This window comes from Paenibacillus sp. KS-LC4 (assembly GCF_036894955.1).
In the GTDB taxonomy this organism is placed as follows: Bacteria; Bacillota; Bacilli; order Paenibacillales; family Paenibacillaceae; genus Pristimantibacillus.
Genome location: NZ_CP145905.1, coordinates 2,521,606 through 2,535,300, shown reverse-complemented (window position 1 = coordinate 2,535,300; position 13,695 = coordinate 2,521,606). Strand labels below are relative to the sequence as shown.

Genomic DNA, 13,695 nt, shown 5'->3' with positions numbered 1-13,695 from the left:
TGTCCTTAATCCTCAATCGTTGATAAATCGCCTGTTGGCAAATTCAGCTCCCATGCCTTCAGCACACGACGCATAATTTTGCCGCTGCGCGTCTTCGGCAGCTTATCCTTGAACTCAATTTCCCGCGGTGCCGCGTGTGCAGACAAGCCCACCTTCACAAACTGGGCAATTTCCGCCTTCAGCTCATCGGATGCCGTATAGCCTTCGCGCAGGGCGATAAAAGCTTTAATGATCTCGCCGCGCATCGGATCAGGCTTCCCAATAACACCCGCCTCTGCAACCGCAGGGTGCTCAACAAGCTTGCTCTCCACCTCAAACGGCCCTACCCGCTCGCCTGCTGTATTAATGACATCATCAATGCGGCCCTGGAACCAGAAATAGCCATCCTCATCCATATAGGCGGAATCACCCGATACATACCAGCCCTCCAGATGAAAATATTCCGCGTATTTGGCAGGGTTATTATAAATTTTGCGCATCATCGAAGGCCATGGCGTGCGAATCGCCAAGTTGCCCATCCGATATGGTGGCAGCACATTGCCTTGATTATCAATAATCGCCGCTTCCACACCCGGCAGCGGCTTGCCCATGGAGCCTGGCTTAATCGTCATTGATGGATAATTGCAAATTAGCTGTCCGCCCGTTTCCGTCATCCACCACGTATCGTGAATACGCTGCTGGTAAACCTTCATCCCCCAGCGAACAACTTCCGGATTAAGCGGCTCGCCCACGCTGAGCACATGGCGCAAGCTGGACAAATCGTAGTTCAATACGACGTCATCGCCTGCGCCCATCAGCATGCGGAACGCTGTTGGGGCACTGTACCAGACGGTGACGCCGTATTTTTGAATCGTGCCATACCAATCTGCCGGACTGAACCTGCCCCCTCTTACGACAATTGTTGCCCCATTAAGCCATGGCGCAAAAATACCGTAGGATGTTCCCGTAACCCAGCCCGGGTCGGCGGTGCACCAGTAAATATCATCCTCTTTCAAATCGAGGACAATCTGGCCAGTATATTTATGCTGAATCATCGCATTTTGCACATGATAGACGCCTTTAGGCTTTCCAGTCGAACCAGATGTATAATGCAAAATAAGGCCATCCTCGCGCCCGAGCCATTCAATCTCGCTATCGGTCGATGCCTGCTCCATCTCAGCGGCGTAATCGACGATTACGTCATCTGTCTGCACCTCATCGCCATAAACGATAATATGCCGCAGCGATGGAATTTCATCGCGCTTAATCCGGCTGAGCAGCGCTGGCGTCGTTATAATGGCAGACGCTTCACTGTCTTGAAGGCGATCCTTGACCGCTGTCTCCATGAACGCTTCAAATAACGGGCCGATAACAGCACCGACTTTGAGCGCTCCGAGCACGCTTATATACAGCTCAGGCGTTCGCGGCATAAACACAAATACGCGCTCGCCCTTCGTAATGCCGAGCCCCCGCAGCACATTCGCAAATTGATTCGATTGCGCTTGCAGCTGCCCAAATGTGTAGGACTCGTCGCGCGAGCTGTCACTGTAATAAAGGGCAACCTTATCCTTCTTGCCTACAGATACATGGCGATCTATCGCTTCATAAGCCATATTCACCTTTCCGGTCTGGTGCCAGCTGAACTGCTGCTCAATCGTTTCCCATCGGAAGGTTTTTACAGCTTCATCATAATCAACCAGGTTAGAATTATTAGCTACTGCTGAAATTCGCTCTTGATGTAGATCAGACATTCTATCACTCTCCCATCAAATCTATTACACCTTTACCGAGTGGAATACGCTTACATGGACGATTATAACATATCTGCTTTATTTTCGACTATGCTTTTCATTTGGCCAAATGTTTGCTATAACCATTAGTAGAACAAGCCTTACCTTTTAGGCAGCACCACAGAGAGGGGAGTATGCCTTGCAGCATCGCAAACACTACCAGCAGGACAAAATTATACTCGCAGATGGCCGAGAGCTTGTGCTGGAAGGACCTGTTCCTGCTGAGCAGCTAATGCTGCTTGCTATGCATCCAGACCTTGATGCATTTCGCAAGCCTGCGGAACAGCATCAAGCGCTAGTTGAAATCGCCAGTTTGGCGGAGGGGCGCATCATTTTAGCCCGGGAAGCCGATTGCATCGTCGGTTATGTCACCTTCCATTACCCTGATGAGCTGGAGCGTTGGTCCGAAGGAAATATGATCGACTTGGTCGAGCTTGGCGCTGTCGAAGTAGCTAATGACTACCGCTCCTATGGGCTCGGCAAAAAAATGATCCAGCTCGCCTTCGCGGAGCAGCAGATGGAAAACCTGATTATTTTCACAACGGAATATTATTGGCATTGGGATTTGAAAAGCACGGGACTCAGCGTCTGGGACTATCGCACGATGATGGAGAAGCTGATGAAGTCAGTTGATATGATTTGGTACGCAACCGATGATCCGGAAATTTGCTCCCATCCCGCCAACTGCCTGATGGTGCGGATTGGCAGCGAAGTGCCGCTGGCATCAATCGAACAGTTTGACCGCGTTCGGTTTCGGCAGCGGTTTATGTATTAAGGATAGAGCGGCGTAATGGGCCGGAGGAGGACGTGATTCGTTTATGATTGTGCCGTCAAATGCTATTTTTGTGCATCAGCCAGACTGCTCGCTTTATAAATTTGGCGAGGAGCATCCTTTCAATCCGATCAGGCTGACGCTTACGGTCGATCTGCTTCAAACACTGGGCGCGCTCCCCGAGGAGCAATGGCATGAGACCAGCCGCCAAGCAAGCAGCCAAATGCTCGCGCTGGCGCATCGCGAGGACTACATAGAAGCCGTTAGGCAGCTCAGCTCACTGGCGCCTGCACCGGAAGAGCAGGACAGCTCCGGGCAATTTGGACTTAATACGGAGGATACGCCTTTCTTCCCTGGCATGCATGAGGCAGCGGCAGCTATCGTTGCAGGCTCCGTAGAAGCGGCGGAGCTGGTGATGAGCGGACAAACGCTGCATGCTTATCATATGGCAGGCGGGCTGCATCATGCTTTTCCAGAGCGCGGTTCCGGCTTCTGTGTCTATAATGACGCAGCTGTAGCCATTAAGCATTTGCGGGAAACGTACAACGCGAGGGTGCTTTATATTGACACCGATGTCCATCATGGCGACGGGGTGCAGTGGATTTTTTACAATGATCCCGATGTATGCACCTACTCCATCCATGAGACGGGCAAGTTTCTTTTCCCAGGCACCGGCTATGTGTATGAAAAAGGAACCGATGCGGGCGTTGGCACCTGCTTCAATCTGCCTATGGAGCCTTATACGGAGGACGATTCCTGGCTGGAATGCTTCCGCACCTCCATTTCGCAGGTCACAGCCGCCTTCAAGCCTGATATTATTATTAGCCAGCATGGCTGCGACGCTCACGCCTATGATCCGCTGTCGCATATTCATTGCAGCATGCGCATTTATAGTGAAATGCCCGCTATCATTCACGAGCTTGCGCATACCTATACGGGCGGCAAATGGGTCGCTCTGGGCGGTGGCGGCTACGATCTATGGCGCGTCGTTCCGCGTGCATGGGCTCTCGTATGGCTGACGATGATCGATCATCCAATTGCAGCCGAGCTTATAGGCAAAACTACAGCAGAACTAGAGGCAGAAGCGCTTGAAGAAGTGAAACGCCCTCTTGAGAGCAAGCTGCGCCTGCCGCAGCAATGGCTCGACAAATGGCAAAAAAGCAGCCCGAGTGAGCTGCCCCAATGGTGGCTGGACGATTTGGCGCAAATTCCGCCTATTCCCCGCCGCAGTGAAATTGAAGCCAAAAATCGTACAATTTGCGAAATCGCGATCCAGGATTTATAAGCGGCTCTCGCCGAAAGCAGGACGGCAAGGAAATAATGCGGCGTGAGGAGCTTCGACCATGCTTTCAAACAAGCTATCGAAGCCCTCTCTCCTCACCCTCTCTCCTCCATTCATCAAAGCTCGAACGTCTTTTTCAAATGAATCTCAAGCCTCGCTAAGCCATCTTCCACATCTGGCTCGCGCATGGAAGAGTAAAGCGAGAAGGTAGGCAGCCGCTTCAGCCCGCAATATTGTTGAGTTTTATGTACGCTGAACAGCACCTCATCCTCGCTTTTCCCTTCCAGAAAGTTCGCTGGATCGGAAAACGCAGCAGCGGACGCCCCCCATGTGAGCGACAGCATATACTTCTTATCAGTGAACAGGCCGCCGCGCCCAAACTCCTTCGCTTTGCCAAAGAAAATATTCGGCAGGTAAATGTCGTCGATATATTTTTTGAGCAGCCCTGTTATACTGAACCAATAAATAGGCGTCTGAAAAATAATAACGTCTGCCCATTGAAATTTTTGAATTTCCTGCTCGACCTCATAGCCATCAGCAACCGTCGTTGTCTGAACGACATGCTGCTTCGAAAGCTGTGAAACTGCCGCTGCAACGAGTGTCTGGGTCAGCTTCCCTTGCGCTCTGTCATAATAATCATGTCCGTTAACAATCAGAATGTTCGTCATCTGCTTGTCGTCCTCCTGTGTCTATTGGATATAGCTGGCCCGCCTAGCTTACTGATACCTAGCTTATTGATAGACAAGCTCCACCTTGTTTATTAATTCAAGCGCGGCCTGCTTCGCCTCCTGCGGCGTGTCGGCTACGGTAATGACATAGCCGAGCCTGTCATCCGAGCTTTTGGCTACGGAAATTTGATCCCCCTGCCGCACGGAAATATGTGAACGAACGACCGCTTCTCCTGTCTGCAAATGCTCAAGCCCTTCCACGGACGCTACGATGCCGTCCTTCTCAGCCAGCAAATAGGCAATGGCCGCTGCCCGGCTGCGGCTTGCATGAACGTTTACCGGCTCGGCTAAATAATAGTGGACGGTCGCTTCAAAGAAATCAACGCCCAGCGCCTGAACGAGCAAATCGGAGGAAATATTATCGCCGCCCGGTCTGCCGTTCACCTCGATAATTCGCGGACCCTGCTCCGAAAGCTTCACCTCCACATGGCTAGGACCATCCGTAATGCCAATGGCTCGCAGTGCGCTTACCGCCGTTTCAATAATTTCCGCTTGCTTATCCGTATGCACGGAGGTCGGCAGCGTATGCGCAACCTCGACGAAATAAGGCAGCGGCGACGTTATTTTTTCGGTCACGACCGCAAAGGCTGGCTCGCTATTTTCAAGAAAAATTTCCACGCTGAACTCCTGACCCTCCAAATATTCTTCAACCAAATATTCCTCTCTCACTTTGAAATCCATATACGTCACTTTAAAATCAGAGATGATTGCCATCGCAGCCTTTAGCTCATCCTGCCCGGAAATAAAATAGACATTTTGGCTGCTTGCACAATTGGTCGGCTTAAGTACGATTGGATAGCCAATTTCACGAGCCGCAGCCTCCGCTTCCTCATAGGTTCTCACCTTCCTGTATTTGGCGCTGGGCACCCCAAAGGCCTCATAGGCTTCGCGGGCCAAATCTTTATTTCTTGATTTCAACGCCGCCTCATACGGCACGCTTCTAAGTCCCAGCCGCTCTGCGACCTTTGCCGTCAAGTGCGAGGCATAGTCGGTCGCCGGAATTAAAGCATCCAGCTTGCCGAAATACGCTGAGCTGCGAATCGCCCCATATACAGACTCCTCATCTCGAATATCTGCAACTATTAAATCGTGATAGATGCCTTCATAGCCGTATAAGCGAGGGTTATCCACAGAGGATACAATCGAAATTACTTTGCAGCCCTGCTGAAAGGCCGCTCTTGCAAAGCTCACTCCGTAGAAGCTAGGCTCCACAAAAGCGACGATTTTAGGTTCGGTCATAGCCATTCTCCTTTAGTTGATAGAATAATGAATTTATACCTCCAGCGTTTTTTTCGCCTTCACGCCGCTGCTAGCTACAAGCATTCGGTGCAAAATCAGCCCGACGAGCATCAGCCCACTCATACAGAGAAAGCCTGCGGCTGCGGAATAATGGTCGATAAGCAAGCCCAGCGCCGACGCAGACACCGTCTGAAGCAGCAGCGAGATCGCCATCCATACCGACATGGCGCGGCCCATGTAGGATTTCGATACCGTTTCCATCAGCGTCGTCGTCATGACGATTCGCAGCGAGGAATTGCTGAGTCCAATAAGCACACTGCCCAAATATAGGACAAGCGCAAATGTGTTAAAGGCGATGGCGAGCAAGACACCGACAGCTACAGCGAAAAATAAAGCAATCGTCGTATTTTTTGATAATTTCGCAGCAAGCGGAGCGGCAATAAAGCCGGATATTAGCCCGCCAACGCCATAAAACATATCCGACAAGCCGAATACGACCGAGTCGCCCTTCACCGCATCGCTGACATAGCCTGGCAGCACGACATTATAAATCATCGTGGATACTAATGGAATAATGGCAATTACGCCGAGGAAAAAAATAAACGGGCGCTCCGCCAAATAGCTGAGTCCATTTTTAAAGCTGGATACAAACGGTTCTTTTTTATTTTCAACCGCAATCGCCTCATAGCTGACCCGGTACAGCAGCAGGCTGCTTATAATGAACACAAGCGCATTAATGAGCAGAATGACTTCGAAGCCCGAATATTTATACAGTACGCCCGAGGCTGCTCCCGCCATAAACATCCCCACCTGCAGGCTGATCTCAACTAAGGAATTGCCCTTAATCAAGTCCTTCTCGGGCAGCAGCTCCTGCACCAGACTGCGGGAGGCCGACATATAGATCGTCCAGCCCATGCCATTCACGATTGTAAACAAATATAAATATTCAATATGGAAGCCGGTCCATAAGAACAAGCCCATAATAGCCAGCACCGCTGCCGCACGAATAAAATACGTCCACTGAATGATCGCCTTGCGGTTAAACTTGTCAGTCAAGCTGCCGACAAACGGCGAGATCAGGAAGCCCGCAATGACATTGAGAGCCAGCATAAAGCCAATGGCGCTAATCGAGCCCGTCTGATCCATTAGAAACCAGTTGGCGCCAATGGTGCTCATCCCTACTCCAAAGCCGGAAATGATGTCCGAGAGAAAAAAATAACGGAATTTTGCTGGCCGCAGCACGCTAAATATCATCGCTATTTCCTCCGAGCTCTGCAATCTGCCTTGTCAGCGCTTCATAGCCAAAGCCTAAATAATGCAGCACGTCTGCATGGCTGCCGCCATAGATGGGCCATTCCTCGCCGCAATCATGAGAGTAAACTCGGCTCTCCGGCAGCAGCAGAGACAGACTCGACGCTGTGCCGCCAGCCGCCCGATGCTCTTCGACGACGAGAAACGTTTCCGCTGCCGCTTGCAGCTCTGCTTTATATCGCTTCAGGCTGTCGCGGTCTACATAGCAAAGGTGCGCATGATTGACCAGCGCGTTCTCCTGATAGATCCGGCTGCACAATTCAGTAGCCTGCTCGCCAATCGACACCAAGCACAGCGGCGCATCGCTGCGGACAGTCCCTTCGAACAGCAGCTCGCGGCAGCTTCCCTGTTCATCACGGGCGAGGCTGTCAAACTTGTCATTGCGCGCCAGACGAATGTAGTAGGGCTCGCTCGACGCTGCGGCCTCCTGTACAACCCGCCTCGTCTCCGCTTCCCCATGCGGACAAGCGATGCGAATGTTCTGGAACGACTGGATAACCGCGATGTCCTCCAGACAATGATGCGTCGTTCCGAACCAGCCGCCTGATACCCCGCCATAGGCCGCGACGATTTTAATATTTTCGCCCATATAGCCTAGCGCCAGCTTCACACTCTCCGCCGCCCGCAAGGCGGCAAATGATGCAAAGGTTGAGAAAAAAGGGACGAAGCCGGCCTTCGACAGCCCCGCGGCAATGTCTACACTGGCGAGCTCTGCAATGCCTAAATTAAAAAAACGATCCGGATAGCTTTGCTGAAAAGGATGCTCTTTTCCGCCCAAGTCTGCCTCAAGGCAAATAATATTCGTATGATCCGCTGCCAGCTTCGTTAGTTCATCCTTGTAGGCCTCTCTTGCTGCTAAGCTGCTCATTGCAAGCCCCTCTTCCATTTCAGCGCTATTTTCTCGGAAATTTTGGCATAGTGGGCGTGTGGATTGCCTTCAATGGCAGCAACACCCTTGCCCTTCACCGTATGGGCCAAAATCGCCAGCGGCTTCTCCCCATCCGGCTCCAGCGCTGCAATAATTTGCTCCAGATCATGCCCGTCGATCTCCTTGACCTGAAAGCCAAACGCAACAAATCGCTCTCGCAAATTCGGCAACGGCGAAATATCGGCTAGCAGGCCATCATTTTGTCCTCCGTTGCAATCGACGACATAAATAAAATTCGTTATGCCCTTCGCCTGTACGAGCTGAGCCGTTTCCCAGCACAAGCCCTCCTGAAGCTCGCCATCGCCGCCTATCGCTATCCCTATCCCGCTCGTGCGCCGCAGCTTCTGTCCGAGCGCCCAGCCGGCTGCATAGGCTACCCCATGCCCGAGACTGCCTGTCGCAAACGGAATGCCGGGCAGCTTCGGATTGGGATGCCCGGTGAACAGCGATTCCGCTCCGCCGTAGGAGGCGGCAGGATCATCCGATAGAATCCCATACTGATACAACACTGCATATAATGCCGCTGCGGAATGACCTTTGCTCAGCACGATGGCCGTGTCTGCGTCCTGATGAAATTTGGCATAAGCGCCAATAAGCAAATCAATGACGGATAAGCTGCCTCCGATATGGCAGCCCGTCTCGCGAGCCGCCATATCAATAATAGAGCTGCGCGCGGCCTGCGCTTTCGCCAGCAGCTCCTCAAGGCCTGCTGAATTACTTGGCGACTGTGCCAGCGTACCCATAGGAACCCTCCTCCGATTTCAGGCGATACCATTCCTCAATAGCGCCCTGTAATATCGCTCTTGCTCCATGCACCTCGCTCAGCAGCAAATGCTCCTCGTTCGTATGATCGAGGCTTGCATCACCTGGGCCGTAAGCGACCATCGGCACGTCTTCCCATGTAGTGGCCAGCGTATTCATATCGCTTGTTCCGCGCTTTTTAATATAATGAATGGCTTTTCCCTTGCTCGCAAAGCTGCGTACAAAGGCTTTCACTAAGGGGCTGTTTCGCGGATTTGCGAAGCCTGGCGTGGCACGCAGCACGGAAACTGTCACGCCATCGCCATAATCCAGCTGGATCTGCTTTGCATAATCCTTGCCCGCAAGCGGGGAAATTCTAAAGTTTAAAAGGCCAATAGCACTAAGTATTCCATTGTGATTACTATGTTTTATATCAATAAGAGAGGATAAGCTGCTCGGATCAACGCCTCTGACCTGCTCCCGAATATCCGCAACAATTGTATACAGCTGATCCAGCACGCTAAGGCTATCCTTGCCAGCGGAATGCTCCTGCGGCTTGCTAATCGAGATGCTTAGCTTGTATAGCCCATAGTAGCCGAGCGTCAAGCTGTCCTCCCCGCTCGGTTCGCCGATAATAACCGCATCCGCCCGGTAATGATCCCTTACATAGAAGGCACCCTTGGACGAGGAGACCTCCTCCTCCACGGCTCCGATGACGAGCAGCGAGCCATCCTCTGGCACCTCCGCAGCATACAGCATGTGAATGAAGCTCAGCAGGCTGCCCTTGGCATCGACCGTTCCCCGGCCAGCAATTCGCTCCTCATCGCAGGTAACCTGCCAATTATAAGGGACGGTATCCAAATGGCCGAGCAGCAGCAGCTGGTTAGGCCCTGTTCCTTTGCGAAACACGGCATTGCCAGCCTCATCGACAAAGCCGTTGACCCCCGGCAGCTGCACCGCATTCACCAAGTAGCTGGCAAGCTCCGACTCATCGCCCGATACGGATGGTATCCGAATCGCTTTTCTAAGCAAATCCGTCCCGCTGACATCACGCTGCATATTCCAAAACCACGTTTTACCCGTATCGGGCTGATTCAGCGAATGAGGTCCCGTTATGCTTACATCGCAAATGCCTTGGCTGATCGCATAATTGGCCGCCCGTACCTTTTGCTTCATTCGTCCTTGAATGGAGTGAATTTCATCACCTAAATAGACGTCAGCAATTGTAGAAGCTGGTTCATCCACATTTTGCAAAAGCCCTGCCGTGCCTGTCACAAAACGCAGATGCTCGGCTGCAAGCTCAGTTGCCAAATGAGCCGCCAGCATGTCCGCATCAATGTTAATGTATTCCCCTAGCTCGCGGTCATATATAGGCGGAGTCAAGCATACGACGTCGAATACGTGCAGCGTAGCCTGTAAAAAATCGACGTTGCACCCTGTAAAGGAGCCGAACAGAGAATCGCGAACGATAACGATTTTTCCATCCTTGACCGCTTTGATCGGCTTAGCTTTTTGTCCAAGCACAACCTCGTTGTCGCCGCCAATTTGGGCGAATACGCTCAGCTGATAGTCTTTTAATTGCGCATGAACCTTCGCTAAAATAAACTCCTGATACGCCGCCCGAATGTGCGGCATTTCCGATGGCGAGCAGTACCGCGCCTCGTCTCCATTCGCTAAAGTGAGAACCGGAATGCTCCTGCTCAACTGCTCGTATTTTTGCCGGATGCCTTCTGCTCCACCCGCTACAAGCAGCACCTTCCTTCCTTTTTGCACCAAAGCATTAAGCTCGGCGAACACTTCGGGATGATGCATAATCGTGCTGCTCCCGAGTTTAATGACATACAAGCTCCGGCTTGACATTAAGGCCACGCCCCCTCCAGCTCAAATTGTAAGCCTGCCTCCTCCGCAATGCCGCTATATAGGTTCGCAGCCTGGATCGCTTGACCCGCCGCACCTTTAATCAAATTGTCGATGGAGGCAATCGAGACGCAATTGCGGCCCTCCACATACGCCCCGACTTCAGCGTAATTCGTTCCTGTAGTCGTTTTAATCATGGGATACGAGTAGGAGCCGTTTTTGGAATTAAAGTAATGGACAAACGGCTTGGTCGCGTAAGCGCCATAAAACGCTTTTTTCACATCAATTTCGCTAACATGCTCTTTCAGCAGCGAGTAGGACGTGACGAGAATGCCCCGCGGCAAATCCAAGCTGTGTACGGAAAATTGCAGCTCTACGGAACGCTCCAAATGCTCCTCCAGCGCAAATTCAATTTCCGGCCGATGACGATGCCCATGCACTTTATATGGACGGAAATTATGGGCGCGCTCCGCATGATGCTCTGTACTCGCTTTCCCGCCGCCGCTTGAGCCCGTCTTGGCGTCTGAGATGACGCGTGGCTCGATCAGATTAGCGGCCAGCAGCGGAAACAGCGTATAAATCGTGGCGACTGCCATGCAGCCCGGCAAATTGACCACCTTCGCCTCCAAATTAATTTCGCTAAACTCTGGGATAAAATAATGGCTGCCCCCTACCGCTGGATGGTTGAGGCTTTCTGGATAATGCTGCCGCAGCAGCTCCTGATCGTTCAGCCGATAATCGCCGCTAACATTAATCACATATTCGGCATGCTCAGCAATGTGACTGATATGCCTAGGCAATACACCCGTTGGCAAGCAGGAAAAGATGAAATCATAATGTCCGGCAAGCGCAGCCAGCTTCTGAAACTTCCCGCCATCCGCCCGCTTCTGGCGAGCCGCCGAAACAAAAAACTTATCCAGCGGCAGCCCCGCCTTCGATTCCGAGGATACAAAATCCACTTTAAAATAAGGATGCCGCTTTAGCAGCCGGTAAAGCTCCCCTCCTGTAAAGCCATTGCCGCCCAAAATAGCGACGCGCTTCACGCTGCTTTCGATTACACTCATCCGAGTCTCGCATCCCTCTCATATGATTTTTTGGCCGCCGTATTCTTAAGCACGAGTTCACGAATAATAGACGGGTTCGCATCAATCTTCTGAAACGCCAGCGCATACGCGGCTATGCGCTCATATTCAATGGGCGAACGCAGCTCGCGGCAAATGGTCAGCGTTGAGCGCAGCATCTTCAGCGTCTCCGGGAAGTGGTCGATGTGGTAGCCAAAGTCTTTGCGCTCCGACAGCGTAAAGGGATACCCCCTGCCGAACCCCTTGCGGTTTTGAAAAGGCAGATGGCCCGGAATCGGCACGTTTTGCCATTCCCGTGCAAACACGCCCTCGCTTGCTGCCAGCTCCTGAATAGCTTCTTTCACTTGGTAATCCGGCAAATCTCCCAGCCCCGCTGCTTCCGGGTCCAGCTTAATACGATACATATTGTAGCTGTGCTTATGGCCCTCAGGCACATACGGGCCTTTGAACAGCCTCGTTTGCGCTAAAATATTCGTTAAGTAGCTCGCATTTCTAGCCCGAATCGCATCATAATACGGCAAGCGCTCCAGCTGGCTAATGCCAAATGCCGCAGCGATCCAGGACATTCGGTAATCAATGCCCGTCTCATGCAGAAAGGTCAGTGCCCGCTCATAATCCACCCGCTCCTTGAAAAAGGCGATGCCGCCCTCTCCCCCTACGGGGAAGTTTTTGTCCGCCATTAAGCTCTGCCCCGCTCCATCCCCGATAGACCCGCAAAGCTGACCGCCAATCGAAGCAGAATGCGCATGGGAAGCATCCTCTACCAGCCGCAAATGATGCTTGTCAGCGAGCGCCCTGAGCTGCGCCAGATCAGCTGGCAAGCCATGGACATGAACCGGCATAATGACCTTCGTCCTCGCCGTGATCGCCTGCTCCACGAGCGCGGGATTCAAGTTATAGGTTAGTGGATCAATATCCACAAACACAGGAATCGCTTTCGCCGCCACTACGGCCTGTGCGGTCGCAATGAACGTAAACGCAGGAACGATGACCTCATCGCCCGGTTGTACGCCTACGCCAACGAGCGCCAAATGCAGGCTTGACGTTCCACTTGCGGTAGCAATCGCGTAATTCGCCCCGACGTAGCCACGGTATTTTTCTGTAAACTCATGGATAACCTCTTCCGGGCTTTGCTGAATCGACACTAGCATTTGCACGATGTCCTCTTTCGTAATGGACGGAAAGGTCGTCTTCCGGCTATCCTCGGGAATGACCGCTGGCCCCCCATAATAAGCAAGCTGCTCATTAATCCAGGCTTCGGACGGCAAGCTCAGCGGCTTACGGATAAAGTCAGTCTTCATGGCTGCTGTTCCTCCTTAAAAGCGATAATTTGACGCATGCCGCCACGAGCGGGCTAAGCCTATAGTTGAACTGTGCGCCGGGCTGGATATCCGGCTCCGACTCCTCCTGCGTCCACATCGTCTTCAGATCGAAGGCGCCAAATATTTTCAAACGTTCCGCTTTGGTCCAGACGCTCTCGTCATTTGCGGCAATAGCGGCACAAGGGCCGAAGCCCAACTCCGTAAAATCGAGCACCAGCACCGGGGGCTGCTGTAGCTTCTGCTGCAACTCATGTTCAAGAAGCGGCAAATTGTCCCACGTAACACTGACCTTCTCAAAGCCTTGCTCTACTTCCGCATCTGTCACCAGCCCCACTCCCAGCCAGTTTAAAAAACGCTGATCCTGCTCGCTTGCCCCCTCTAGGCGCGTCAGCGAGCCATGGACGATATCCTGACCCCAAAGCGCGGCATGCACAGCGCCTGTGTAGCTATTGAACAAGGAGACGTATTTGCTCTGTGTTAGCTTGCCAATGCTTTTCTCAAGCCCCTTTAGTTCATTCTCATTTTTTTCAATACTCATGATGACGCCGGAATTCAGCACACGGGATAAAACAAAGGATAGCGAAAAATATTGCTCCTTTTTGATTATGGGTGTCACCTTCTCTGGCGCTGTAATAATTGTCGTATGGGCCATTGCCGATTCTCC

General features: G+C 52.1%; 12 protein-coding genes. 2 read left to right on the top strand and 10 right to left on the bottom strand.

Translation table 11 applies throughout. The features are described 5' to 3' along the window. Window positions 1-5: 5 nt before the first annotated feature. Window positions 6-1,730 (bottom strand): acetate--CoA ligase, encoded by a 1,725-nt coding sequence (gene acsA, locus V5J77_RS10860; protein ID WP_338555779.1) that lies wholly within the window; start codon window positions 1,728-1,730, stop codon window positions 6-8. 178 nt (window positions 1,731-1,908) lie between these two features. On the opposite strand from acsA, the gene V5J77_RS10855 reads away from it, so the two are divergent. Together V5J77_RS10855 and V5J77_RS10850 are read left to right on the top strand one after the other, a co-directional pair. Beyond that, window positions 1,909-2,544 (top strand): GNAT family N-acetyltransferase, encoded by a 636-nt coding sequence (locus V5J77_RS10855; RefSeq protein ID WP_338555778.1) that lies wholly within the window; start codon window positions 1,909-1,911, stop codon window positions 2,542-2,544. A 43-nt stretch (window positions 2,545-2,587) separates the two neighbouring features. Continuing rightward, complete coding sequence (locus V5J77_RS10850) at window positions 2,588-3,826, top strand: acetoin utilization protein AcuC (RefSeq protein WP_338555777.1); 1,239 nt, start codon at window positions 2,588-2,590, stop codon at window positions 3,824-3,826. Between the two features lie 113 nt (window positions 3,827-3,939). Here the strand turns inward: V5J77_RS10850 and V5J77_RS10845 are convergent, their stop codons facing one another. From V5J77_RS10845 to V5J77_RS10805, 9 genes are all read right to left on the bottom strand, one after another. Beyond that, window positions 3,940-4,491 carry an NAD(P)H-dependent oxidoreductase gene (locus V5J77_RS10845; RefSeq protein ID WP_338555776.1) on the bottom strand — a complete coding sequence of 184 codons (552 nt, stop codon included), beginning with the start codon at window positions 4,489-4,491 and terminating at the stop codon, window positions 3,940-3,942. Window positions 4,492-4,554: 63 nt separating this feature from the next. Then, window positions 4,555-5,790: an ATP-grasp domain-containing protein gene (locus V5J77_RS10840; protein ID WP_338555775.1), complete on the bottom strand. Its 1,236-nt coding sequence runs from the start codon at window positions 5,788-5,790 to the stop codon at window positions 4,555-4,557. 33 nt (window positions 5,791-5,823) lie between these two features. Continuing rightward, entirely contained in the window at window positions 5,824-7,044 is a 1,221-nt protein-coding gene (locus V5J77_RS10835; protein WP_338555774.1) for an MFS transporter, read from the bottom strand. Next, window positions 7,034-7,969: a transketolase gene (locus V5J77_RS10830; protein ID WP_338555773.1), complete on the bottom strand. Its 936-nt coding sequence runs from the start codon at window positions 7,967-7,969 to the stop codon at window positions 7,034-7,036. The genes V5J77_RS10835 and V5J77_RS10830 overlap by 11 nt, the downstream gene beginning before the upstream one ends. Further along, window positions 7,966-8,772, bottom strand: a complete 807-nt coding sequence (locus tag V5J77_RS10825; protein WP_338555772.1) for a 1-deoxy-D-xylulose-5-phosphate synthase N-terminal domain-containing protein — start codon at window positions 8,770-8,772, stop codon at window positions 7,966-7,968. Before V5J77_RS10825 ends, V5J77_RS10830 begins: the two co-directional genes overlap by 4 nt. After that, window positions 8,744-10,630: a M20/M25/M40 family metallo-hydrolase gene (locus tag V5J77_RS10820; RefSeq protein WP_338555771.1), complete on the bottom strand. Its 1,887-nt coding sequence runs from the start codon at window positions 10,628-10,630 to the stop codon at window positions 8,744-8,746. Before V5J77_RS10820 ends, V5J77_RS10825 begins: the two co-directional genes overlap by 29 nt. Beyond that, complete coding sequence (gene argC, locus V5J77_RS10815) at window positions 10,630-11,691, bottom strand: N-acetyl-gamma-glutamyl-phosphate reductase (RefSeq protein ID WP_338555770.1); 1,062 nt, start codon at window positions 11,689-11,691, stop codon at window positions 10,630-10,632. The genes V5J77_RS10820 and argC overlap by 1 nt, the downstream gene beginning before the upstream one ends. Continuing rightward, window positions 11,688-13,010 (bottom strand): DegT/DnrJ/EryC1/StrS family aminotransferase, encoded by a 1,323-nt coding sequence (locus V5J77_RS10810; protein WP_338555769.1) that lies wholly within the window; start codon window positions 13,008-13,010, stop codon window positions 11,688-11,690. Before V5J77_RS10810 ends, argC begins: the two co-directional genes overlap by 4 nt. Next, entirely contained in the window at window positions 13,000-13,683 is a 684-nt protein-coding gene (locus V5J77_RS10805; RefSeq protein WP_338555768.1) for a degT/DnrJ/EryC1/StrS aminotransferase, read from the bottom strand. Before V5J77_RS10805 ends, V5J77_RS10810 begins: the two co-directional genes overlap by 11 nt. Window positions 13,684-13,695: the final 12 nt, after the last annotated feature.

What these genes read in the sequence shown, in the direction of transcription:
- V5J77_RS10805 (WP_338555768.1), bottom strand. Translation starts at nt 13,683, where the DNA reads ATGGCCCATACGACAATTATTACAGCGCCAGAGAAGGTGACACCCATA.
- argC (WP_338555770.1), bottom strand. Translation starts at nt 11,691, where the DNA reads ATGAGTGTAATCGAAAGCAGCGTGAAGCGCGTCGCTATTTTGGGCGGC.
- V5J77_RS10840 (WP_338555775.1), bottom strand. Translation starts at nt 5,790, where the DNA reads ATGACCGAACCTAAAATCGTCGCTTTTGTGGAGCCTAGCTTCTACGGA.
- V5J77_RS10820 (WP_338555771.1), bottom strand. Translation starts at nt 10,630, where the DNA reads ATGTCAAGCCGGAGCTTGTATGTCATTAAACTCGGGAGCAGCACGATT.
- V5J77_RS10835 (WP_338555774.1), bottom strand. Translation starts at nt 7,044, where the DNA reads ATGATATTTAGCGTGCTGCGGCCAGCAAAATTCCGTTATTTTTTTCTC.
- V5J77_RS10845 (WP_338555776.1), bottom strand. Translation starts at nt 4,491, where the DNA reads ATGACGAACATTCTGATTGTTAACGGACATGATTATTATGACAGAGCG.
- V5J77_RS10810 (WP_338555769.1), bottom strand. Translation starts at nt 13,010, where the DNA reads ATGAAGACTGACTTTATCCGTAAGCCGCTGAGCTTGCCGTCCGAAGCC.
- V5J77_RS10830 (WP_338555773.1), bottom strand. Translation starts at nt 7,969, where the DNA reads ATGAGCAGCTTAGCAGCAAGAGAGGCCTACAAGGATGAACTAACGAAG.
- V5J77_RS10825 (WP_338555772.1), bottom strand. Translation starts at nt 8,772, where the DNA reads ATGGGTACGCTGGCACAGTCGCCAAGTAATTCAGCAGGCCTTGAGGAG.
- acsA (WP_338555779.1), bottom strand. Translation starts at nt 1,730, where the DNA reads ATGTCTGATCTACATCAAGAGCGAATTTCAGCAGTAGCTAATAATTCT.
- V5J77_RS10850 (WP_338555777.1), top strand. Translation starts at nt 2,588, where the DNA reads ATGATTGTGCCGTCAAATGCTATTTTTGTGCATCAGCCAGACTGCTCG.